We start from the raw sequence: 24,394 nt of genomic DNA, 5'->3' as shown, positions 1-24,394 counted from the left end.
TTGACTTTTATGTACTTTTGTTTTTTAAAACTATAAAAGTGTTATTTTAAAAGTAAATGAATATTGTTTGACAAAACAATATTTTCAGTAAGAAAATGAATAATTGTCCTATTTGTTCTAGTCAGATTCTACGGCATATCAATCATCACCAAATCTACTGGTATTGTCCCCATTGCCATGAAAAGGTTCCTAATTTCACTCGGGTTTTAGTTTCTCAGAAAATTCATGAGGTTGTGACTGATGAAAAACGTTAATATGTAACAGTCAAAACTAACTGCTAAACTCTTTAAAAGAGCAAGACAACACATAAATACTCATAATATGGCTGGTCTGATCAATCCCGCCATAGTGCGCAGTGCACAGTGCACAAGGGATGTGATATGGTCAGATACATTACCAAACTGTTGATTTGTCAAAAATAAGGTTGATATTTTGATGATCGATTAATAAACTTGGACAGTCAACTAATCAAATCAATCATCTCAACTCCCTTAAAGAACTTCAACGGATCAATCAAGACCATTTACTCCCCTTACGTCAAGAGAGTGCAACGTATGGATTTTTTCGTGCTAGGTAAACTCTTAGCTGGATTAGTATTATTAGTCGTTGGTGCAGAAGGATTAGTCAACGGTGCGTCTTTCCTAGCAGCTAGTTTGGGGATTTCTCCGTTGGTCATTGGGTTAACTATTGTTGCTTATGGGACAAGTTCACCCGAAATGGCTGTGGCTATTCAATCAAGTTTTGCTGGACAGGCCGATATTGCGTTAGGGAATGTGGTTGGTAGTAATATTTTTAATGTCTTAGTTATTTTAGGTTTATCTGCCTTAGCAATGCCTCTAATAGTGGCGCAACAGTTAATTAAACTTGAGGTTCCCATCATGATTGGGATTTCATTCCTAACTTTATTGTTTGGATCTGACGGCTTGATTAACCGCTCAGATGGAGCAATTTTAGTAATCGGTGGAATTATTTATACTATTTTTCTCATTTGTCAAGGGTCAAAACAACCTTCTGAAGAAAAAGAATATGAAAAATACACCGTTTTAGGAGATGTTTCAGTTTTTCAATGGGTGAAGAATTTGGGGTTAATGTTAGGGGGAACGGGGCTATTAATTTTAGGCTCTCGTTGGTTGGTGGAAAGTTCTACTAGCATTGCCCTCACTATTGGGGTTAGTGAATTAGTTATCGGTTTGACGATTGTTGCAGTGGGAACGTCATTACCAGAATTAGCTACCTCCGTTATGGCTACTTTGAAGGGAGAACGAGATATTGCGGTTGGTAATGTGATTGGAAGCAACATATTTAATATTTTGGCTGTATTAGGGATAGGGGCTATGGTTTCTCCTCAAGGCATCCCTGTTTCTAGTGCTGCAATTGGATTTGATCTACCAGTGATGATTGCGATCACCATTTCGTGTTTACCTATTTTCCTTACAGGAAATGTGATCGACCGTTGGGAAGGGTTACTGTTTGTTAGTTATTATATTGCCTACACAACTTATTTAATTCTACGTTCGACGGAACACGATAGCCTACAGATATTCAGTAATATTATGCTCTTTGTTGTTATTCCCATTACTGTACTGACTTTAACTATAGTCACCGTCAATAGTTTATGGAAACAAAGGTAAAAACAATAGGTTTTCCCTAATGAATATTTAAGTTGTTCCTCGTCAATAGCTGTCATAAAGACTTAAATTGAAGATATTCTTGACCCAAACTCCCAAATTATTTATCTTTATCTGAAGAGCGATTAGTGAAAATTGTATTTATCTATACTCCCAACAGTAGGTTTTTAAATTCTATCCTAGATATTGGTCGTAAAACTATTAGTTCTAAAACTTATGAATGCAATCCCTGTAATATCACTTATGAAATTTTAACTAAAAAAAGAAATGGAAAGATCACAGAGAATCATCAACAGATGAATCAGAGTTTTTGAATGAAAATAATTTTTTTTTAAAAATAAAAAATACTAAGTAGTTGACTAGGAAAGTCAAATAAATTCGATGATAACGTTTTTTTGCCTTGTGGCTCTCAGAAAATAACTCTGATGTTATCTAAAGTCAAATGATGACAAGAGCATAAACACAAAAGTTACTCTCTATTATTCTTTAGTCTCTAATAATTGACCAAAAAATCCAGAAACTAGAGATAAAATAATTGAACCAAATAAGGCATCCCAAAAGGTATTAATGCTAAACCCTGGGGTAAAATAACTCACCAAAGAAAAAGCAATAGCATTAACTACAAATAAGAATGAACCTAAACTTAAAAAAGTTAAAGGAAGTGTAAACAAAATCAGAATAGGTCGAACAATAGCATTAACTACTCCCATCACAATAGCAGCAAAGGCAGCAGCAACAAGAGATTTAATAAAAATCCCTGGAATAACATAAGCCGTAACTAATAGTGAGATTGCTGTAATAAGCCACGTCAACAAAAATTGCATGTTAGTCATTTAACCTTTTTTTAAGAAAAAACAGATTAAGCTTATAGGAGTACATAATGATTATGTTACGCTAAAAAATTATCCCTATTTATTGTTATCCAATATTAGTAAGGCCATTTCCATTCAATTACTTCTGGTTTGTCGATACCATTTTCGTGGGCATAAGCCCTATGTTCTAGGATAGCATTCTTCATACGTTCTTGAACATAAGCAGCAGCCGACCCTAATTTAGGAACACGGTGAATGACATCAATCACTAAATTAAAGCGATCAACTTGATTATTCATCGCTAATTCAAGGGGAGTATTAATATTACCCTTTTCTTTATAACCACGAACATGAAGGTTAGCATGATTGGTGCGACGATAGGTTAACTTATGAATTAACCAAGGGTAGCCGTGAAAGTTAAAAATAATAGGCTTATCTTTCGTAAATAAATTGTCAAAATCCCAATCTGACAGTCCATGAGGATGTTCTCGTTCCGGTTGTAATTTAAACAAGTCAACTACATTAATAAACCGCACTTTCAACTTAGGAAATTCTTCTCGTAAAATAGCAGTAGCGGCTAGAGTTTCTTTAGTGGCAATGTCACCACAACAGGCCATAACCACATCAGGGATATCAAGTTCTGTGCCACAATCATCGTTACTAGCCCAATCCCAAATACCAATGCCCTTGGAACAATGTTCAACAGCCTTCTCTATACTTAGATATTGGAGGTGTTTTTGTTTATCGGAAACGATGACGTTAACGTAGTTCTTACTTCGAAAACAATGATCTCCAACAGACAGTAGACAGTTAGCGTCGGGAGGAAAATACACACGAACTACGTCTGCACTCTTGTTAGTAACAAGATCAACATACCCTGGATCTTGGTGACTAAACCCATTATGATCTTGTCGCCAAACAGTGGAAGACAACATAATATTTAGGGAAGAAATCGATGCCCGCCAAGAGACTTTATTTTTGCAGATATCAAGCCATTTAGCATGTTGGTTAAACATTGAGTCAACCACGTGAGCAAATGCCTCATAGGTGTGAAAAAATCCGTGACGACCTGTTAATAAATAGCCTTCTAACCATCCTTGTAAGGTATGTTCGCTTAGTATTTCCATGACCCGTCCATCAGTGGTAATTTCAGTGCCGTCGGCATCCTCAGGGAGAATATCAGCCATCCAGACTTTTTTACTTGCTTGGTAAATATTGCTTAGACGATTAGATGCAGTCTCATCAGGACCAAAAACACGGAAGTTAATCATATTTTCAGCCATGATATCCCGTAGAAAGTTTCCAAACAAGAAAGTATTTTCCCCCTCTATTGTTCCAGGCTTAGTTATTTCAATCTTATAGTTACGGAAGTCAGGCATTTTAAGATCTCTACGGAGTAACCCGCCATTGGCGTGAGGGTTAGCACTGATACGGCGGTAGCCGATGGGAGCAAGTTCCTGTAATTCGGGAATTAATGTACCATTTTTATCAAAAAGTTCTTCGGGCTTGTAACTTTTCATCCAGTCTTCAAGAACTTTTAAGTGAGCAGCATTATTGTGAATTCCTGATAAGGGAACTTGATGTGATCGCCAAAAATTTTCTGTCTTTTTGCCATCCACTTCTTTAGGACCAGTCCATCCTTTTGGAGAACGTAACACAATCATTGGCCACATGGGACGTATAGCTGTCCCACTACTATACGCTTCTTGTTGAATTCGTTTAATTTCTTTGATCGCTGTTTCCAGAGTAGCGGCCATTTTCTGGTGCATTACTTCAGGATCAGACCCTTCGACAAAGTAAGGTTTATAACCATACCCCTTGAAAAGACATTCTAGTTCTTCATGACTAATACGAGCTAAAATTGTCGGATTGGCAATTTTATAGCCGTTGAGGTGCAGAATAGGTAACACAGCACCATCGCGGATGGGGTTGAGGAATTTATTAGAATGCCAAGAAGTGGCTAATGGTCCAGTTTCTGCTTCTCCATCTCCTACCACGGCAGCAACGATAAGGTTGGGATTATCTAAGGCTGCACCGTAAGCGTGGGAAAGACAATAGCCCAATTCTCCCCCTTCATGAATTGATCCAGGAATTTCTGGAGTACAATGGCTACCGATTCCTCCAGGGAAGGAAAACTGCTTGAAAAACTTTTTCATTCCCTCCTCATCTTGGCTTTTATCAGGATAAGTCTCAGAATAGGTCCCTTCAAGATAAACTGGACCGAGTATTCCGGGCGCGCCGTGACCAGGACCTGCCATATAGATCACGTCTAAATCGTATTTTTTAATCAGGCGATTCAGGTGGATATAAACAAAGCTCAAACCAGGACTTGATCCCCAATGTCCTAACAAGCGGTTTTTAATATGTTCTTCCTTTAAAGGTTCTCTAAGTAAAGGATTATCTTGTAGGTAAATCATCCCAACAGCAAGATAGTTACAAGCTCGCCAATAAGCATGAATTTTTCGCAACTCGCTGCTAGAAAGAGGGGTTTGTTCTAAGATTAGTCTTTCCGGTGTAGCTGTCATGGGTTATCGTTTCAAAATTGAATTTTGAGTTAGTCGTTTTAAATAAGTTACTGTTTAGTATAGTCATTTTTTAAAATTTATTCTTTTGCAAAAGAACAAAATAACTATAATGAAATGGCAACTATAATTTCTGTAGCTTAATTATTGTAACAAGATTCTGATGAGAAATTAAAAATATTGTTTTTAAAAGTTTCTAAAACTATCAGAACTTAGTGCTTATAAAGATTAAGTTTTTGTAGTTACAGAATCTCATTAGAATGAGAGTTTGGGAGGTTGTTAGCTACTAATCTATAATTATTGGTCTGTAAGAGCTATGACTGTTTACTGATTTAGAAAGTTTAGCGACTTAAAACAAACAATGTAATTAACTAGAGTTTTTTAAAATTATGAGATTAAATCAGAATGATAAAAGAGTTAAAAATCTGAAATAATTTATTAAATCTATAAAAATCAGCTAAAAACTCATAAACTATTGATAGTTAGTCTTCACTTAAGATGTTAAGTTGCGGCAGATACAGTACTGTAAGAATAAATAGTCTTTTTTGACTGCTTTCAAGATAAAGATTGTACATTTAATTTTAGGAGTTTAATTTATGGCAACTGTCAAAGTTGGTATTAACGGTTTTGGCCGAATTGGGAGATTAGTCTTTCGGGCTGGTGTCCATAACCCTGACTTTGAATTTCTCGGCATTAATGACTTAATTCCTCCGTCTAATATTGCTTATCTACTTAAATATGACTCTACTCATGGGCGCTTTAATGGGACAGTGGAAGCTAAAGAAGATGGTATTGTTGTCAACAATAAATTTATTCCTTGTTTTTCTGTCAAAGATCCAGAACAATTGCCTTGGGGAGAAAAAAGTATCGACTATGTACTGGAATCTACGGGATTGTTCACCACTTATGATGCAGCCAGTAAACACCTCAAAGCGGGAGCCAAACGAGTAGTAATTTCTGCCCCCACTAAAGATCCCGAAAAAGTTCGGACAATCGTGATGGGAGTCAATGATAGCGAATATGACTTCACTAAAGATCATGTGGTATCTAATGCCAGTTGTACCACCAATTGTTTAGCTCCCATTGCTAAAGTGATTAACGATAATTTCGGTTTAGCTGAAGGATTAATGACTACAGTACATGCTATGACTGCCACTCAGCCCACCGTAGATGGTCCTGGGAAAAAAGCTTTTCGGGAAGGACGAGGAGCAGGACAAAATATTATTCCAACTTCTACTGGTGCAGCTAAAGCTGTTGCCTTAGTTATTCCAGAGTTAAAAGGAAAATTGACAGGGATGGCGTTACGAGTCCCCATCCCTGACGTTTCTGTGGTTGATCTAACTTTTAAGACCACTCAATCTACAAGTTATAAAGACATCTGTGCAGCAATGAAAGCTGCTGCTGAAGGTTCCTTAAAAGGTATTTTGAACTATACTGACGAGGATGTAGTATCCATGGACTTTAATGGTGATCATCATTCAAGTATTTTTGATGCGAAAGCAGGAATTGAACTTAACTCCAATTTCTTTAAGATTGTATCTTGGTATGACAATGAATGGGGTTATTCTTCTCGAATATTAGATCTAATGAAAATGATGGCAGCTAAAGAGTCAGAAACAATGACTGCTGTTTAGTCTTTTAGGCTCTTCTAGACTAGCTATGGAAGAGCCATAATGGGTTACACTATACCTTTTTATGACTTCTAAAGTAGGAGTTGTAGGGTGCGATTTTAATTGATTAGTTTATAAAGAGAACATCTAGTTTGCCATCATAGTTTTTTAACTAGTATTAATACTCTGCTCCTCTATCGTAACCTCTACCCCTCAAATTTTAGTTATCATTGAACCATGAATACTTTCAATCTAGTTTAGCTTTTTTTACTATATGGAATATTCCTCCCTCTTAGTCCGATATTTGTCTGTTTAGTTAGAATGAAGACTCTTAAATAGGAGAACTTCACTATCCAAGAAGTTTAGTAGCTCTCTAGAGCATTTCCTGAAAAACTGGGTGTCACAAATTGGCTCATAGCTAGACCAGAGAAAAGAAGAATGATTATGATCATCAGTAATACTCGTTAAAAATCGAATCAGTGATTAGTCTTTGATATTGACGAGTTAACCGAGATAATCGTTTAGAGGTATCACCAATAATTGTTACAAACAATTATTGATTTTAATTAACCCAATAAATATTGATTAGCTCTCACTATAAAAAATCCCTCAAAAATATGATGTTAGAATTAATTTAGTGAGCCAACTTTAATGAGTTGAAGCCTGTCTAAAGACTAAAAAGAATCAATAATAGGTTCTTCTAGTTGAAGAAGTGGACTGGTTGTTGCATAAATGCTCTTGACTGTTAAGAGATTTGACTATGGAAAATCTCCCTGAGACGAGTTAAGTGACAAACTTAGATTAAGATATGTGTACTCTAGTGATCATGGTTCAGTCATTATCCCGACAGTGATAACTCTCTACTGGCTATCTCAGATTGAATCGGCTGATCGCCTTTGGGTTGGGGAAAAAGCCTGGATGCTAAGCCAACTCAAAAAAAAAGGCTATCCAGTTTTTCCTGGATTTGTTATTGGCTCAGAAACTTGGGGAGAATTCTTGGAAAGGTTAGACAATTCCACTTCTTTATTAGCAGATTTTCCCACATCCTCTCTGCATTTTGATGTAGATAACTTTAAAACCCTGCAGTTAGCAGCACAACAGAGTCGTCAAGCTATTGTCCAGACCGACTTTCCTGACCAATGGAGAAAGATTATTTCACAAGCCATTGAGCAGTTGCCTAGCACCTCCTTAATAGTACAGGGTTCCCTAGGAACTTCTTTGGGCATTAAACAAGAGTTTGCTAACTTAATAGTGCCTCAAGTCTGTGAAAAGTTGCCTCTAGATTTAGAATTAGCCATTAAGCAAATTTGGTGTCAATTGTTGAGCGCGCAAAGCTTATTTTATGGACAACGAATGGACATTTCCATTGAAAAGTTAAATCTAGGAGTTTTGGTTCAACCGTTAACCAATGTGATCGTCTCAAGCATCGTTACCGTTTCTCCCAAAACTTTTGAAATACAAGCTACTTGGGGCTTACCTCAAAGTCTATGGCGAGGGGAAGTCTTGCCTGATCGCTTTGTCTTTGATCGCACCACCAGCCTAATCATTGATAGAGAATTAGGGAACAAAACTCGTGCTTATCGACTTAAAAATAAAAACGTGTCCCACGATGTTAACTATATTGAAAGCCCTCTAGGAGCTTATGTGTTGAATTCTTCTCAACAAGAGCAATACTGTCTCGATGAATCCATCCTGAGTCAAATCTATCCATTGCTCGAGAAGCTTAGTCAAGATGAGCCATCTTGGAGCTCTTTAGAATGGACATGGCTCGAATCTGAGTATTCCCAACTTCCAACTTTAGCTATCACTGATATCATCCCTAGTGTCTCAAGTTCTCAAGTTAATTCATTGTCTTTTCGAAAACAACCAATAATTGTGGACAATCGACCCCTCCTGAGAGGGATTGGGGCAGCCCCCGGTCGTACCCAAGGATTAATCCAAATAATAACTGGGGAAATTGCCCCCTTTCCCCTATCTTCTCAGAACAGTGTCATTGTCACTAAAGAGATTCACCCCTCTCAATTACCTTTGTTAAAACAGGCGGTAGGAATAATCACTGAACAGGGAGGAATAACCAGTCATGCGGCTATTTTAGCCAGAGAATTAAATCTCCCTGCGGTGGTTGGGGTATTGAGGGCAACAGAATTACTTAAAACTGGTGATTCTGTAATTCTAGATGGCAAAAATGGAACAATTTATCGTCATACACTATCCCAAAATGATATTTCCCCCGCTTTTTCCTTAAGTTCTCAGGAGATATATTCAAATTTGTCTTATCCTATTGCTACCCAATTAATGGTCAATCTTAGTCAACCAAGTTCTTTGGTCAAGTCCATAGATTTACCCATTGATGGTATTGGATTGGTGCGATCAGAATTGATGCTATTAAATTTATGTTCTCCTAAGTCCCTAGAACAATGGCTTAATGAATCCGAACCCACACAGATTGTTCAACAAATTTGCGAATGTCTTTGCGAGTTTACGACTCATTTTGCTCCCCGTCCTGTGTTTTATCGGTCTTTTAATGGTCAATTATGCCAAGAAATCAATACTAAAATTCGAGGTGACTGTCGGGGAACAGCTGGCTATTTACTAAATTCAACTCTTTTTGATTGGGAATTGATGGCATTAGCTCAAGTTCAAGCACAAGGATTCCATAATCTCCATTTAATTCTACCTTTTGTTCGCAGTGTAGCGGAATTTCGCTTTTGTCGTTATCGAGTGGAACAGGTAGGGTTAATGGAATCTAAAACTTTTGAGTTGTGGATTATGGCAGAAGTCCCCTCGGTTCTTTTTGAATTGGAGGAATACGTTAATACCGGGGTTCAGGGAATCGCAATTGGAACAAATGATTTGGTTCCATTACTGTTCGGAGTTGAACGAGATAACTCTGATTTCAGTGATATTTCCCGACCTTGTCCCACTGTTTTAAAAAAAGTTCTGAAACAGTTCATCGACAAGTCTCATCAGTTAGGAATTTCGTGCAGTTTATGTGGCCAAGTAGCTAGTCAATATCCTGATCTTATCGAGGATTTAGTCCGGTGGGGAATTACCAACATTTCTGTGGAAACTGAAGCGGTAGAACGAACTTATCAAGCAATCGCTAGGGCTGAAAAAAAATTACTTTTAGAATTCATTAGACAACAAAGAAAAAACTAATTTGAAAGCCGTATAATTCAGACATAGGCTTCATGTTTCGAGCATAGCAATTCTAAGATATCAATTATACTAAACCAGGTGAGTCAGCTTAGATAAGTGTTAAATAGAAAGGTACTATAAAAAAAGTGATTGCTAGACAGTGGACTGTCCGAGAGTCTGGATAACATAATTAGAAAGGCAAGAGGCTAAGAAAGTTAAAGAGATTATAGATTGGGTGGAACTATTAGAAAATACAATTAAAGAACAATTTCTAGATAAATTATTTAAAGAAGAAAAGGATAGCGGGATTCTTTAAAGAGATAAAATCTCTTAAAGAGATATTAGAAAGAGATCAAATAACTTATCATGTTCAATAACTATTTGTCTTTAAACAATAAATCAAAATAAAAATGATTACTATAAAAATAAGTTGATTTTATTTTAAAAAGCCAAAAATAGAAAGTAGTAAAAATGAAGGTGATGATTATTGTATGTTCTGCAAAACAAGAGATTATAAAGGTAGTAAACCGTTATATAAAGAGACAGATAAAGTAGAAAAATCTTAAAAATAGAAAAGGAGAAATGTTGTAATTATTCTTGGTAACTACTCGGTGCATACAAGTGGTCTATTTAAAGTAAAACTAAAACTCTGGGAAGAGTTAAATTATACAAATAAAGGTTGTCTATGCGATCTGTTAATTTAGTCAAGAAATGTAAAATCTATTTTTATAGAATCAGTCTTTAGTCTATTACTACGTGAGTTAGATGCGTTTAAAACCGCTATTATCATTGTCAATATCTAAATTAATACAGGACAAAATTAACGATTATCTAAGATATTAATTGCTAACAATCGAAACTTAAATTATTGTTTAAACATGGCATAATACGAGGTTGTTATAGTTTTTTTTAAAAAAAACTATTTTTTGGGGAAATATAGATAAGCAATTAGCCTAGAAAAAATGTTAATTTAACAGTTTTAAATACTCTAATTTATCGAATGTTAAATCTTAAATATATCGTCAAGTTGATACTTGACTATTGCAATCAAAGAACGCCTGTATAGTACAATTTTATTAATCATTTTCATTAACTTTTATTTCATATTCTTTTTTATTTCATATTCTTTCGATTACGGGGAATTACTTGAAGTTCTTGTTAATATGGTTTTTTGAAGGTTTCTGAAAAAAATATCCAGACTCTTTGAGAAGAATATACTCAGCTTCCTAAGAATTTACTAATCAAATCTTGTATTAACTTAGGAAATAGTTTACAGTCATCGGTGTTGCCTAGAGGTAACTTAAAAGTAAATATTTACTAGAGTAAAGTTTATAATTTAATGCGTTTTAAATTTGTAATACTATCTTATATAATTTTGGGTGTATTCAAATAAACCTTCAAAAAATTTGTGTACTCTTCAGATTAGAATGGATGAAACTAATTTTTTAAATTTATACTTTTCAAGTCTGTAAAAAACAGCATATTAAAATTATTGTCCAGGGCATAAGCTCTATACAATGATGATGGCTGACTTTTTGAGAAAATGCTTTTTTACAAGAAGGAAAAAAAGCTGCAATATATAAAATTACCTAAAGGTTCGATATCCTGACCTATGATAAGCGATCACAAAAATTATAACTACACCTCTTCTCAGTCGAACTCACGTCCTTACAATAGAAGATCGCTCTATATTCACTTAAGATTTATTATCGTGTATAGATAAGGAGTTATTAATGGTTCCAATAATTCCTAAGATTATCACTAAAAACTTGGATTTGATAAATTACCATATAGTCATAAATTTTCCACATTATTAATAAGCTATTACTTTTGACTTTTGTAGTAGTTGATATGCTTCTGTTTAAGTTTATTTAAATTTAGTATTTATCCTGTTTATCTCTGCTATTATTTTTTATTTTTTATAAGTTTATTTTCTAATTAATTATTTTGACTTGTATGATACATAAATCATTAACTGTTGAAATAGTAATAATCTGTTGTTCTAATTCTAGAACAAATCAACCATGGCTCTTTCAGATTAGCTGTAAAAACAATAATAATAAATAACAGCTGAAAGTTTTGCCTTATAAGATTCCCAGGATGTCAAAAATTTTACTTTTATAAAAGTAAAGTTTTTGAACTTACAAAATAAAGTAAAAATGATAGTTTTGGAAGTTATTAGCTACTGATTGATCATTCTAGGTTCACAAGGTCCATATATTGTTCTAGATTTGGAACATCCACCCAGCAATTCTTATCACTTGCTTCATAGGCTAAATCCATTATTAATTGAGAATAAACTCCTTCATATAGAGAAGGAGTTAAAGACTTTCCTTGATCAATACTTTCTACCCAACGATCAACGACTCGAATAAATGGGGCTAATCGTCCATCGATAAAGAGTTCAGGGAATGCTAACCATTTAGGGATTTTAACTTCTGTGAGGGATTGACCTGTGAAAGCAGCTTGTAAATGGAAGCCATGAACATAATCCTTCAGATTATCACTTCCTAAGACTAAAGTACCATGATCGCCATACACTTCTATCCAGTGTCCGCGTCCATTATAAGTTACCGAACTGAGAGATACTTGACAGGGGACTCCATTGCCCAATTCTAACATCAATAAACAAGTATCATCAGTATTAACGGACTTTAACTTATTATTGTCTTTAGGATCAGGGCGTTCTTTAATTGCACAAATCATTCGAGCTGTTAATCGTTTAATAGGTCCAAATAACCAATGAATATAATCAAAAGAATGGGAGCCAATCGCCCCTAAAACTCCTCCTCCTTGCTCCCGACAGGAATACCAATTCCAAGCAAGTTTTGGGTTTGCGCGACTCGCCACTAACCAATCAATTTTAATTAGGCGAATTTGTCCCACATAATTTTGTTGTAAATATTTCGATAGAAGTTGCCATGCAGGAACATAACGAAATTCAAAATCTGTTGTGACAACTAGTTCTTTTTGTTGCGCTAGATAATAGAGTTCTCTTGCTTCTTGCGCTGACATAGCCATAGGCTTTTCTAAAAGTAGATGTTTACCTGCTTCCAAAATTCGTTTACTCATTTCGTAGTGAAGAAACGGAGGTGTAGAAAGACTAACGGCATCAATTTCACTTAGAGATAAGAGTTTTTCAAAATCATCAAAAGCATAGGGAATCTGGTGAAAATCTGCTATGGCTTTGGATTTTCCTAAGTCACGATTGTAAATAGCAATTACCTTGGTGCGAGAATGGTGTTTCAACCCTGGAATATGAACAGCTTGACCAAAACCAGTTCCGATAACAGCGACACGAATAGTTGACATAAGCCCTGTTTTAATCGAAATTAAGAACATTGTATGGTAGTTTACTATCTATTTATTAACAACTACTCCAGTTTATGAACATACCATAACTTTGAATTAAATAATGAAGTATCTTATCTTACATCTTGGGAATCTTCATGATGATTTTTCCTGATTTTAAGCATTGAGATATTTAAAAATGTCTCGATGCTTAAATGTGTCTGAATAACTATCCATACTCAAGCAGAAGGTCTCCCGATGAAGTAGTAGTTTCACCATGAGCAATCTGTACTAACTTCAATTAGAATGACAAAGATATCTCTTTTATAAACTCGGGTAAATAGTCTATGAACTCCGTTGATAACGAAGTCCTTTTTATAGTCTTACTTACTTCATTTTTTTCATTATTTCTCATGGTTTCTCTGGTATTTTAAGTCTATTGTCATGACAAATAACTTAACTTTTCAGGAATTGCTTGAAGCCAGGCTTTGACGTTTATAAAATTTTATAGAAAAAAATCGAGATAGAAGTAACAGTTACAGTTTTTTTATGCAAGAGAGGAAGAAACTAAAATTTTTTGTTAAGGAAGTTCTACAAAAGTTGGTTTAGCAGCATGGAGGTGTCCCCACTCTAATTTCTTTTCTAGGAGATAGAAAAATTCAGGAAATTCTAAACGAATAAAAGAATAAAATTGACTATATAGAGCAATTTTATTACATAAACTCGCTCTTCTAGTGAGATAGAATATTCTCCATTGCAATTAACCACAATAATTAACTGATTAGGAGTGGCTGGGAAAATCCTGGCTGCTTCCTTATCTGAAAACATTGGAGAATGGGGACACATAGAAACTAGTTGAAAGACAGGAACAGCATATGTTTTCTCAGAAACTCCTGTACTTAAAGAATAAGCAAGTTAACTTATTTGGTATAGAGATATATTTACGAGAGTGTATCTGTCAACTGTGACTTTAAAGGGATACATACAGCGAATCGCACCATCAGCATTGTTCCTTCCTTAATCTTTTAGTTGTCGGTCAAAACCTGTTCTAGAGTATCGGATGATTAACCAAGATAAACCTCTGTCAGAAACCCATGTCACCGACATTGAAAGTAAACTATATAATAATATTATCGATTAATATAATTGAACAAGCTAAAATAGTAGCAAATAGTTTCTATATAATGTAATGGAACAAGTTAATCTAATTAGACAGTTAAGAAAATTCTGAAATAAAAAGCAAAAAGTAACAAAACTAAGGTTAAATTAAAATCATAGTAAATGTGTTTTACTTAAAGGTAAATAACGATTTTAGCAAGGAACTAAAAGCTAAATTAAACTAGGTGTATAAAATTTCACTGGTTTTCTTAAAAAAATACAAATCGCAATAATAATTTGCAACTTTCTTAAAAAAAGAACTACTTTTTTAAAAAAGACTTTAGGCTGTATAATAAAAATATTAAAAAGTCTATTTTAATAGAAAAAAAATTAGACATTACAGATAATTGGAAGATAAGAAAATCCGTAAAGAATTTAGCTTTTATTTTTTTAAAAAATAGTTTTTTAAAAAAAAATGACACAAATGATATCAGAATGTATTAATGATAAATTAGAGTTAATTAAAATAAAAGCCAATAGATTTGGAATTTTTATAAATTTTAAATCCAAAGTTTAATTAGTTGAATATCAACTAATTGAGATTAGACTATGCTTAATGGTAATATCTTAATTGTTAAGGATAATTGCCATATTTATTACTTTTTTATTGCTATATATTCTTAGCAAGATTTTTCAGTTTTCTTATTTTTTTTATATGAAACTTAACTATTCTTTTTTTTAAAGTTTTGGGTCATCAGTTAATGATGATAAGTTTTTTATCTTTGCCATCATAATTATTTAAAATATTTTCTATTTTTTTCTTTTTTAAGCAAAAAGACGATCTTTTTCTTCCTTAAATAATCTTCCCATAAATTATTTTTATAGTTCTATTTTAGAAAAAATCTACTCAATCTCTAATTGTTTAGACTTTTTATTCTCTTAGATTTAAACGTAATATTTTTGCTTTTGTTCTTGTTATTCTAATCTTATTGACTGAATTTTCAACCAAACTGGTATCCATCTTCTAACTACTTTTTTCTTTAATTATTAAAGTCAATTGAGCCATAAACTTGTACTTTGATCAATTTAATTTTCTTATTAGTCCCTTCTACTACTGTTTGGAGAGTTCGATTTTTGAAATAAGCTATAATTTTATGATCCATCTACTTATTATCTTGTAATTATTCTTCTCTTTTATTTAAAAAATATTTTCTAATACTAGAAAATATTTTTTAAATTTCTTTTATCTTAGATTTCTCTTAGGAACTAAGGATCTCTTGTTCATTGAATAAAAAATATTTACTAGGAGTTATGGTAGCAATGCTTATATTTTGTTTACTTTTAAGTCTTTCTTTCGTTTTTTATTTTAGACTTTTTCTGCGGTATGGTCAGTCATTTATCTGTTTCATGATGTGAAAGATTTTTTACTAAAATCTTAGTATTAGAAAATATTTTTTTGTTAAATCTTCTATGAAGATTTAACAATCTATACTGAACTTATTCTATTTATTTTAATACCTTTGAAACTAAATTTTAATAAAATCACGCTACTACCTCTTTATTTCTTTCTTATAAAAGATATATAGGTTTTCAATTTTCTATACTTAACTAAGACCATCGTATCATTTTTTCTTCAAAGAGGAGTTATTTCATCTCTACTGAGCAAAATAATCTCTCTCCGTTTTTCAGGATAAGTATTTGACAGATAAGTATACGAGAAAAACTTGACTTTAATCACGATACCCTATTTTTTTTAGAAAAGCTATAAATTTTAGGTGAACTGTAGAGTGCGTTACGCTTTGCTAATACACAAAGGGCTATGTATATTGTGGGTTACGGCATGATAAAAATTTTAGTTAAGCTAATAAACAATCAAGAGTTCACCTAATATGTCCTACTTAGTTTGTTTATAAAAAGTCTCTTAAACAACAGGTAGTTAATAATAACTATGTGTTAAAAATGGCACTTTTACTACCTCTCCTACTGCTTGTCCTATTTGAATGTTTAATCCCACTCCTCCTGCTTTGGTGCTAATATAAGCTAAACCTAAAAAACTTTGATTAATTTCAGTACAACTGGTAAAAATTCCTACTTTTTTTCCATCCAAAATAATTGGAGTTCCTGGAATAATTTCTTGACTTAACTTAACTCCCCATAGTCTTTGTTTGACTCCTCTATAGGTATTTAGACGAGCAATGGTTTCTTGTCCAATATAACAGCCTTTGTCAAAGGAAATAGCTCGCCATAATCCTGCTTCTAGGGGATTATAATCTTCTGTTAATTCTTGATCACAAACCGGTCTTCCTTGTCGTATTCGCAACTGTTCCCATACGCGATCACCGATAGGAATAACTCCTAATTGTATTAATTGCTCCCAAACAATTTTAGCTTGATTGATTGGCATAATTAAAGTATAACCTGGGATAGCTAATCCACTTCCTACAGCTATTCTCATGGAAGCTTCTCCCATAGTCGTCAAAAAATGACTTTCTGGTGGAAGTTTGGCTAAACCATCAATTCCCCCTTCTTTTAGAAATGTAGTACATTGGGAGCCAATTAAGGTAAAAACAATATTTTTCTCGGAAATATCTGTAATTTTTACCTTATCCATGGGAAAGATGTATTGGTCCACCCACTCCATCAAGAAGTGACGACGGTTTGGGGAAACTAAAATTAAGATTGAGTCGTTTGTGACGTAAGCTGTGACTAAATCAATAATCCTACCAGTAGAATTGACAAAAACAGTGTCACACGCTAGTCCTGGCTTTAATTTATTAATATTATTGGTAGTTTGATTATGAAGAAAACGTAAGCGATCATCTCCTGTAAGTTCTAGGAGTCCCCAATGACTGCGATCACAAATAACCGCCCCTTCATAAGCTATTCTAAAGCCTTCAACATCATTACCAAAACTATCGATTCTTGTCTTATTTTCTGTTGAAATTATTCCTAGTTGGTTTTGAAATTTACGTATTTTTTGCTTCATAGTTGATAATAAAGTTTTGTACTCAATATAACTAGTTGACTTACTAAATATTTGCCTTTTAATTCGTCAAAAATTTTTATATAATCATTACAAATTGACTTCTCCTGTTTCATTAATTCGACTAGAATCAATATTTGTTATTTGAGCGTTCCAGAAAAAATTATTTCTCTGATGAGAGATATCATCATTATCTAAAAACTAGACTTTAATAGAAGTTTCTTAGGTACTAATTGTAGAATATTTTTTTATATAAGTCAAACATGGTTATTAACCAGAATAGAAGATTTTAACTTTTTTATAAATTATCTTCCAACTTAATTTTTATAATTGTTCACTCAGGTTATCCATCACTCTAATAAAAATAGGCTAAATGATAATTGTATTTCTTGTAGATTCTCTATATTTTTAAGTATGGATTTCATTGTTAACATTAAAGTTTTCTCCACACCGGCGTCAAAAAATAGTATAATGCTGGACTGGTGGTGTTTCTTTTTTAAAAATAATGCCCGAACAACAATTACATCCAAGATTTCATTGGTTTTGTATCATCATTTCCAATATTTTACTAATCTTTATATTTGGAACTCCAGCTGATAGTCAATTTTTATCAGAAGTTAGTCCTATTCAGGATGATTTGATTGAAAATACATTTGATTTACCAGCAGAAATTATTGAAGATAGCCCCGTTTTAAAAAAATGGTTAAATGACATTCCTAATGTCTTATACGATATTTATACTGATCCGAGTTTTCGAACACGTGTAGGAATAGGATACGCAGAATTTCCTTCTACTGAACATGATGGAGGAATTAATATTGGGGTTGATGATATTTTTATTGGGAAAACGGGCTTAACAATTAGTGGCGACTATCAAACTTCCTTTGGAAGACGAGATGCAGGAGGGGTTAACTTACAATATTATTTGTTGCCTTTGGGTAATTATATTAATGTTGCTCCCATGCTAGGATATCGTTCAATTTCCACTAATAACTATTCCAAAAGTGGAGTTAACATTGGAGGTAAATTGGTCCTTCCTTTATCACGTACTGGTGCATCTGATATTTCATTGTCTCACAGTTTTATTTCTCCTGGTGAAGATAATGAAATAGGAATAACAACTCTTTCTTTTGGTTATGCAATTACTGAAAATATTCGATTAGCTACTAAAATTGAAAAACAAAATTCAGAGATAAAAAAAGATAGTAAAATTGGCATTATATTTGAATTTATGCCATAGTTTAATGCCATGTTTTTTAACAAAAATTTCGAAATTAATTAGTAAATAATAAACTAGAATGAAAACCTATTTACAAGTTTTACGATTATTTTGGACAACAGCAGTCACAGCAGAATTAGAATATCGATTAAACTTTATAATTGCTATGATTAGCAGTTTTGCTAATTTGATTGGGAGTTTATTTAGCTTATTCCTATTCTATGGAACAGGTTATACTTTTCGTGGATGGACCTGGGACGAAGCAATGATAGTAGTAGGAATGTTTACCTTATTACAAGGCGTTTCTGCTACCTTTTTAGTTCCTAATCTAAACAGAATTGTTGAACAAGTAGAGAATGGAACTCTAGATTTCGTGTTATTGAAACCAATTAGTAGTCAATTTTGGTTGTCTTGTAGAATTTTATCTCCTTGGGGATTTTCAGATTTGTTTTTTGGAGTAATTATAATTTTCTATTTTAGTTCTAAACTATCTTTACATCTAGGAGACTATGTACTCAGTTGTATAACGACAATTTTGGGTATCATCATTCTGTATAGTATTTGGTTTATACTAGGAGCAACTAGTGTATGGTTTGTCAAAATTTATAATGTTACTGAAGTTCTTAGAGGATTATTAGAAGCAGGTAGGTATCCTATGAGTGCTTATCCTACAGTCTATCGTTTCTTCTTTACCTTTATAATTCCTGTTGCTTTTTTAACCACTGTTCCGGCGGAAGTACTTTTAGGAAAAATCGAAGCTTTATGGATTTTAGGCGCAACACTAATAGCATTATCTTTCTTATTCATCTCTCACTATTTCTGGCAATTTTCCCTTCGTTTTTATACCAGTGCTTCTAGTTAATTTTTTTTATTGAAAATCAAGATTTTTTCTACTAGTAAAAATGCGCGATAATTCTATTGCAATTAAGAATCTAAGTCACAGTTATCCCGATGGGACTTCCTCTCTCAATAGAATTAACTTATCAGTTCAGGGGGGAGAGGGTTGCCTTGATTGGAGCAAATGGATCGGGAGAATCCACCTTACAATTTCACCTCAACGGAATTTTTCTGCCTCAGTTGGGATATATAAAAGTAGGGCAGTGGGAAGTTAATCCTAAAAATCTTACCAAGGTCAGAAATTTTATTGGTTTAGTTTTTCAAAACCCAGATAATTAGTTGTTTATGCCGACTGTGTGGGATGATATCGCTTTTGGACCAAAAAATAGTTGTATCAAGGGAAAAAAACTGCAATTAAGAGTTTTAGAGGCTATGGAAGCGGTAAAAATAGATCCTAAAATTTATAGTTCAAGAAACCCTGATAATTTATCAGGAGGAAAAAAGAACGGGTAGCAATTGCCGGATTTTTAGCTATGCAGCCCCAAGTGTTGGTGTTAGATGAACTTTCGTCCCAACTTGATCTCCGTTCCCGGCGTTATTTAATTGGCTTACTACAGACCTTTTCTCTAACCCAATTAATTGCCACCCATGATCTCGATTTAGCCTGGTAATTATGTGAGCGTACTATTATTCTTAACCAAGGTCAGATTGTCTATGATGGTGAGACAGACAGAATAATGAGCGATCAAAATTTTTTAGAGAAACAGGACTTAGAACTTCTTCTTAGTTACAGTCGCCCTTACTGTAATTTAGAAGACGCCCCTTTAGTGAGCCATAAAAGGCGAAGTTAAAATTTATAGTCTTAGAGTGGACAGATGCGATAGTTATCTCATCAAGTAATTTTATATTGTTAAACCTCTACCTACTCTACAAAATGCTTTAACCGGGCGACAGGAGACAGAAAAAGTTTTTGAGCAAAAGTTAGCTGTTAGTTGATTTCGACGGCGAGGTAATGAGTTTTTCACTATCGTCTTTTTATAGTTAAAGTGTGAAAGAATCATTTGGTAATACGGAAGTAATTGTAAATTTATCAACAGGATTTGATAAATTTACAATGAATCTAATCTTGTTACAATTAGATAAGAGTTTAACTTAATTTAAAGGCTTGTGGTTCTAGTCAATATAAATATTTTAAAACCAGAAATATTATTATTTATTCCAGATAAAAGTATTTTTTTATTAATTATTCACACACTTAAAGACAGACTAAACTATCGCTCAGCGTCAACAATATTTATGTTTTTAAAACTCTGAACTAGACTATCATTTCTTACAGATAGTTTTTTGTAAAAAAGTTACATTTACTTTAAATAAATTTAAATAAAGTCTTAAAAGTATAAGAAGAATTACTCTAAACTTTTCATATTGTTTTGTTGGTAAAGGCTTAAAGATTAAGAAATACATTTACAGTTTTTGCGTAAGGGATTAGACTCTTTGTTTATAAGTGCTTAATTTCGCATTTAGTTACTTATTTTTAGAGGATTAAAAGCAGAAATCTTTTTAAGTTAGGATGCTTAGATAAGATGAAAAGCTGTCAAGGTAAATATAAAATAAAAATCTAAAAAGATAGCCTTAAGGTAGGATCCACTTATAATTTCCCAAACTGCCAAAAGGTTTAGGTTGAGTTTATCCTAAGTCAATATATAAAAAAATAGGGTAAAATGACTAAACTTAAAAGACACAAATATCAAGAAATCTTGTCATCGATTTCGATTTTAGCAAGAGAATTAAACGCTATGATCATTGCAGTCGAACGCGGCCCACAGAGATGATGTCAAAACATCCTCTCTGATTGGCTCAAGCATAATCATTTTATGTTGGTTGGTCTGGTTTATTCCTATTCTCTTGTGCTTAATTTTGTGCTCGGTCTTTATTTTGATACACTCACCAGTTAGCCAATTCATACTTCGACGAAGCTAACTTCCTAACCGTAGCTGTGTCTTCCCCTGCTGATGCCTTTGGATACTCCATCTTGATTATTCTGAAGATCTAGAGTTCAAGGAGACTTCACCCGTTAGTGTCGAATTGATGCACTATGGATATTTACCGCCTTTCAGCGCTCTATTATGTGTTATTCATGGTACAATTTTAGAGAATACCCTATTTAAAGATGAAGAACAATTGAATGCCTTCTCTGGGCTTAAACCGATCCAAGCAGAAGAAATATCCTCTAGGGTAACAACAAACTTTTTCTGGTTAGAGATTTTCGATAATTGCTCTCCTCAACAAGCTTTGGTCACACCTTTCCAGAATATATGTTATTTGTCTCTATAACTCAACTCCTAGAATGACTTCTGTGGGCATCGTTGATCTAAAATTGAATCTGCTCAGAATATAGGGTTAAAGAGCTTAGAATTCTATAGACTTAGTTATCATGGAATAAAGCTTTAAACCGTCATTAATTATTTTAGTTAAGTGCGGCTAGGTTTCAGATAAAACTTTAAGAACTGTCCACAGCAAGCAATATAGACTAATTACTTGTTTTTCGAACAAATTAGTCCGAAGTGATCCGTTATTCCTTCTTGTGTTTTTTAAAATAGGTTGAGGATTCTAACATCTCACCCGTATTTTCCGTCTTATTATCTCCTGGCTACAACTAAAAATCTTGTATTCTATGCGGGTTAAAACCAATATGAGAATGTCTTCTAAAAAAAAATGATGATTATCCCAGAGAAAAAAACTCACAAGGCTATGGTATTTTAAACGGATATTAGTCCTTTTAACTGACTGGGAGTGTTGTAAAAATTAGGTGCTATAGTCAAATAGATTTGCCAGAGAGTTATCATAGTAGACGCGATTATGATGCTTAATTTCTCTTTTAAGTTAATGTTAATGACCTTTAAGGGCAAGCTTTCATGTGCTTTTTTTCTCTACAAAAGATATCGTGTTGTTAGTACCGCCCCTGTAGACGTTCTTTGGCAGAAATTAATTAATTTAGCCGATGTTTCTTGGCATCCCTTGTTCTCACAAACAAATGTCCCTTTGGGACTAATCGCAAAACCAGGGTTGATTTATCAAGTAGTAACACGCCTCACCCCCATTCCAATTCGTCTATTTGTAGAAAATGTCAGACCAGGGGAATTATTAAGTATGCGAGTCTTAGCTATTCCAGGAATTGAACAGAAAATCACTTATCAAGTAGAGTCTACTCTTTGCGGGTCTTATATTTCCTATTCGGTAACTTTGCGCGGATGGCTATCTCCGTTGATTTGGTGGCTTATCAAACCCTATTCCGCTCGTGTCGCTTCAGAGTTAGCCAGTGCAGCTGAAAGATTAACTTAATTCCCTTTGCTTATTAAATGTGCTAATCCTTAACTAATCGTAGCTTGATCTTGCAAGTCGCTGTTGAATACGAGCCAAGTAGATTTGGTTATCAATAGCAACTCTTGGGGATGGTAATTTAGTATTTGGCCAACTGGGCAAGTCAACACAAAGACACGCAGAAGAAGTATCTCTAGAAATAGCGACAGGACAAGGCATCTGACACCTTGTACATTTGACTACTTCCCACTCAGGACTCAATAATTGTCGAATAGTTTGTCCTGCACCCTCTAGATAACAATCAGCACCTGCGGCGGATATGTATTGCCAGTAACTTTCGAATTCACGAGAATAGGTGTTGCCCGCAAAGATCTGGCTAGGACACAATTTCTGTTGACGCTTAGGAAGTAAAACCTGCTTGCCCAGTTGAAACCAATGAGCAAGGTAATGTTTTACCTGTGCTTCCGAAGCCATATTTATAAACCTGTCTATGGTCAGCAGTGTACCTACATACTAACATCTGTATTGTTCTTCACCATTCTTTGTAATTGTAAATTTATAATTATTCTTTTGTTAGAGGTTCGCCAAGTAAACTTAGATTAAGGGCGTGTCCTCCGGTCACCAAATATACTAAATTGGCGATTGCCCCTAGGTGTCGGGTTAAATTTCCTAAGCGATCGCGGAATGTTCGTCCTAAGGGGAAAGCTGGAACGATTCCCCATCCTGCTTCCTCAGCTACTAAAATGACATCGATAGGGGTTGTTTCTAAACGGTCCAAGAACTGAGCCATAGTCTCTATCCAGGTCAAGCCATCTTGTTCTAAACAATTAGCCACCCAAGTTCCTATAGAATCAATCAAAAGACAATGAGGCGGTGTGACTGTTTCTAAGATAACTGATAAGTTATGGGGAACCCATAGGGTTTCCCAATGGGGAGGACGACGTTCTTGATGACGAGTAATCCTTTCTAGCCATTCTTGGTCCTGGGTGTTTTCTAGGGCTGTCGCGACATAAATAACAGGCTTCTTAGATTTTTTAGCCAGAGTTTCAGCCCACTCACTTTTACCTGAACGGGTAGGTCCAGTTACTAAAATAATTTGTTGGTTTTGAAGTGGTTCTAAATAATTAACCATAACAATTAGAATTACTTATCAAATTTCCTGAAGGAGAGAGAATAATCATTATCTTATTCACAATAATCAATTGATTAAGTTTTTAAATCTAAGGACTTAATCAATCCCACATAAATGGTATATATCTTATGGTCGATTGTCTTTCTACTTTGAGATAAAGTGCGATAAAAACTAGCTATTTCCTCAATAATATAAACAAAAAGCACCGGATATTCTACCAAACAGTTTATATTATATTTGAAGATATTTTAAGGTTAGTTAACCTAGCATAAATACTCTCCTAAGAGTACTATTTAAAAGTAAAATCTCTCTATAAAAATAATAAAAACACATAGTGAGAATTGATAAATCTAAATTGCCATCGCAAATATTAGCCATAAGATAATTGACAATTAATTAAGAACAATTTGTCCAAAGACAAATTGTTAGATTCTTGGAAGAGGAATGTAGTTACCTAATTCTAGGGGATCTCTGACGAAAATTCGATATCTTGACTTTTTTTTCTGTCGACTACTTGTATGACAAGACCATAAACTACTGTGACTCTTCATTTAAGCAATAGTTATAAGTCAAAACTCTAATTCTATCAATGTATCATTTGAATTTGACCGCGTGATCACATCTCTTATAACTTAAAAAGTAGCACTAGGTTTTAGGCTTAAAATTAAGGTCTAAGTGCAAGTAGTGGGACTAAATTCAGGTAAAATTCGAAACTTATGGCAGAACACTTTTAAAAAATAGAATATCGGTCGTTATGGCTGATTGCATTGATTTTGTCCTACAGTTTCTTCATCAGATTAGAT

At 33.9% G+C, this 24,394-nt stretch carries 16 protein-coding genes and 1 pseudogene; 9 read left to right on the top strand and 8 right to left on the bottom strand.

Annotation, left to right across the window (positions count from 1 at the left end):
• Positions 1-95: 95 nt before the first annotated feature.
• Entirely contained in the window at positions 96-254 is a 159-nt protein-coding gene (locus tag RGRSB_RS10080; RefSeq protein ID WP_172582042.1) for a hypothetical protein, read from the top strand.
• A gap of 300 nt (positions 255-554) precedes the next feature.
• Positions 555-1,631, top strand: coding sequence for a calcium/sodium antiporter (locus RGRSB_RS05170; RefSeq protein ID WP_119260131.1), 1,077 nt, complete (start codon positions 555-557; stop codon positions 1,629-1,631).
• 476 nt (positions 1,632-2,107) lie between these two features.
• Here the strand turns inward: RGRSB_RS05170 and RGRSB_RS05165 are convergent, their stop codons facing one another.
• Both RGRSB_RS05165 and RGRSB_RS05160 read right to left on the bottom strand, forming a co-directional pair.
• Entirely contained in the window at positions 2,108-2,461 is a 354-nt protein-coding gene (locus RGRSB_RS05165) for a phage holin family protein (RefSeq protein WP_232014463.1), read from the bottom strand.
• A 95-nt stretch (positions 2,462-2,556) separates the two neighbouring features.
• Positions 2,557-4,965, bottom strand: a complete 2,409-nt coding sequence (locus RGRSB_RS05160) for a phosphoketolase family protein (protein ID WP_119260129.1) — start codon at positions 4,963-4,965, stop codon at positions 2,557-2,559.
• A gap of 593 nt (positions 4,966-5,558) precedes the next feature.
• Between RGRSB_RS05160 and gap the strand changes: the two genes are divergently transcribed.
• Together gap and RGRSB_RS05150 are read left to right on the top strand one after the other, a co-directional pair.
• Positions 5,559-6,596 (top strand): type I glyceraldehyde-3-phosphate dehydrogenase, encoded by a 1,038-nt coding sequence (gene gap / locus RGRSB_RS05155; RefSeq protein WP_119260128.1) that lies wholly within the window; start codon positions 5,559-5,561, stop codon positions 6,594-6,596.
• 786 nt (positions 6,597-7,382) lie between these two features.
• On the top strand, positions 7,383-9,731 hold the full coding sequence (locus tag RGRSB_RS05150; protein ID WP_232014461.1) for a putative PEP-binding protein: 2,349 nt from the start codon (positions 7,383-7,385) through the stop codon (positions 9,729-9,731).
• Positions 9,732-11,903: 2,172 nt separating this feature from the next.
• On the opposite strand, the gene RGRSB_RS05145 is transcribed toward RGRSB_RS05150, so the two are convergent.
• The 4 genes from RGRSB_RS05145 to ygfZ form a co-directional block, all read right to left on the bottom strand.
• On the bottom strand, positions 11,904-13,022 hold the full coding sequence (locus tag RGRSB_RS05145; protein ID WP_119260966.1) for a Gfo/Idh/MocA family protein: 1,119 nt from the start codon (positions 13,020-13,022) through the stop codon (positions 11,904-11,906).
• 559 nt (positions 13,023-13,581) lie between these two features.
• Complete coding sequence (locus RGRSB_RS09880; protein WP_145961887.1) at positions 13,582-13,761, bottom strand: hypothetical protein; 180 nt, start codon at positions 13,759-13,761, stop codon at positions 13,582-13,584.
• A 1,378-nt stretch (positions 13,762-15,139) separates the two neighbouring features.
• Positions 15,140-15,262, bottom strand: a complete 123-nt coding sequence (locus RGRSB_RS11095; RefSeq protein WP_119260127.1) for a transposase — start codon at positions 15,260-15,262, stop codon at positions 15,140-15,142.
• A gap of 773 nt (positions 15,263-16,035) precedes the next feature.
• Positions 16,036-17,085 (bottom strand): CAF17-like 4Fe-4S cluster assembly/insertion protein YgfZ, encoded by a 1,050-nt coding sequence (gene ygfZ, locus RGRSB_RS05135; protein WP_119260126.1) that lies wholly within the window; start codon positions 17,083-17,085, stop codon positions 16,036-16,038.
• 502 nt (positions 17,086-17,587) lie between these two features.
• On the opposite strand from ygfZ, the gene RGRSB_RS05130 reads away from it, so the two are divergent.
• The 5 genes and pseudogenes from RGRSB_RS05130 to RGRSB_RS05110 all read left to right on the top strand — a co-directional run bounded on the left by RGRSB_RS05130 (position 17,588) and on the right by RGRSB_RS05110 (position 22,480).
• Positions 17,588-18,322 carry a hypothetical protein gene (locus tag RGRSB_RS05130; RefSeq protein ID WP_119260125.1) on the top strand — a complete coding sequence of 245 codons (735 nt, stop codon included), beginning with the start codon at positions 17,588-17,590 and terminating at the stop codon, positions 18,320-18,322.
• A gap of 58 nt (positions 18,323-18,380) precedes the next feature.
• Positions 18,381-19,163: an ABC transporter permease gene (locus RGRSB_RS05125; RefSeq protein WP_119260124.1), complete on the top strand. Its 783-nt coding sequence runs from the start codon at positions 18,381-18,383 to the stop codon at positions 19,161-19,163.
• 40 nt (positions 19,164-19,203) lie between these two features.
• Positions 19,204-19,989: pseudogene (locus RGRSB_RS05120) on the top strand (energy-coupling factor ABC transporter ATP-binding protein).
• Between the two features lie 1,234 nt (positions 19,990-21,223).
• Positions 21,224-21,472, top strand: coding sequence for a hypothetical protein (locus RGRSB_RS05115; RefSeq protein WP_172582041.1), 249 nt, complete (start codon positions 21,224-21,226; stop codon positions 21,470-21,472).
• Between the two features lie 525 nt (positions 21,473-21,997).
• Positions 21,998-22,480, top strand: a complete 483-nt coding sequence (locus tag RGRSB_RS05110; RefSeq protein ID WP_119260122.1) for an SRPBCC family protein — start codon at positions 21,998-22,000, stop codon at positions 22,478-22,480.
• A 33-nt stretch (positions 22,481-22,513) separates the two neighbouring features.
• Here the strand turns inward: RGRSB_RS05110 and RGRSB_RS05105 are convergent, their stop codons facing one another.
• Together RGRSB_RS05105 and cobU are read right to left on the bottom strand one after the other, a co-directional pair.
• A complete protein-coding gene (locus RGRSB_RS05105) occupies positions 22,514-22,933 on the bottom strand; it encodes a hypothetical protein (RefSeq protein ID WP_119260121.1) in 420 nt (139 codons plus the stop codon).
• Positions 22,934-23,021: 88 nt separating this feature from the next.
• The gene (gene cobU, locus RGRSB_RS05100; RefSeq protein WP_119260120.1) at positions 23,022-23,591 is read right to left on the bottom strand and encodes a bifunctional adenosylcobinamide kinase/adenosylcobinamide-phosphate guanylyltransferase; all 570 of its coding nucleotides are present in this window, start codon (positions 23,589-23,591) and stop codon (positions 23,022-23,024) included.
• Between the last annotated feature and the right edge of the window lie 803 nt (positions 23,592-24,394).

Origin of the sequence: cyanobacterium endosymbiont of Rhopalodia gibberula, from assembly GCF_003574135.1 — a bacterium.
Classification (GTDB): Bacteria; Cyanobacteriota; Cyanobacteriia; order Cyanobacteriales; family Microcystaceae; genus Rippkaea.
This window is presented reverse-complemented; position numbering and strand designations above follow the sequence as displayed.

Bases quoted from the DNA above. Each gene is read 5' to 3' on its own strand.
- cobU (WP_119260120.1), bottom strand. From the start codon at position 23,591: ATGGTTAATTATTTAGAACCACTTCAAAACCAACAAATTATTTTAGTA.
- ygfZ (WP_119260126.1), bottom strand. From the start codon at position 17,085: ATGAAGCAAAAAATACGTAAATTTCAAAACCAACTAGGAATAATTTCA.
- RGRSB_RS05170 (WP_119260131.1), top strand. From the start codon at position 555: ATGGATTTTTTCGTGCTAGGTAAACTCTTAGCTGGATTAGTATTATTA.
- RGRSB_RS05125 (WP_119260124.1), top strand. From the start codon at position 18,381: ATGAAAACCTATTTACAAGTTTTACGATTATTTTGGACAACAGCAGTC.
- gap (WP_119260128.1), top strand. From the start codon at position 5,559: ATGGCAACTGTCAAAGTTGGTATTAACGGTTTTGGCCGAATTGGGAGA.
- RGRSB_RS05130 (WP_119260125.1), top strand. From the start codon at position 17,588: ATGCCCGAACAACAATTACATCCAAGATTTCATTGGTTTTGTATCATC.
- RGRSB_RS05160 (WP_119260129.1), bottom strand. From the start codon at position 4,965: ATGACAGCTACACCGGAAAGACTAATCTTAGAACAAACCCCTCTTTCT.
- RGRSB_RS05110 (WP_119260122.1), top strand. From the start codon at position 21,998: ATGATGCTTAATTTCTCTTTTAAGTTAATGTTAATGACCTTTAAGGGC.
- RGRSB_RS10080 (WP_172582042.1), top strand. From the start codon at position 96: ATGAATAATTGTCCTATTTGTTCTAGTCAGATTCTACGGCATATCAAT.
- RGRSB_RS05145 (WP_119260966.1), bottom strand. From the start codon at position 13,022: ATGTCAACTATTCGTGTCGCTGTTATCGGAACTGGTTTTGGTCAAGCT.
- RGRSB_RS05165 (WP_232014463.1), bottom strand. From the start codon at position 2,461: ATGACTAACATGCAATTTTTGTTGACGTGGCTTATTACAGCAATCTCA.
- RGRSB_RS11095 (WP_119260127.1), bottom strand. From the start codon at position 15,262: ATGGATCATAAAATTATAGCTTATTTCAAAAATCGAACTCTCCAAACA.
- RGRSB_RS05105 (WP_119260121.1), bottom strand. From the start codon at position 22,933: ATGGCTTCGGAAGCACAGGTAAAACATTACCTTGCTCATTGGTTTCAA.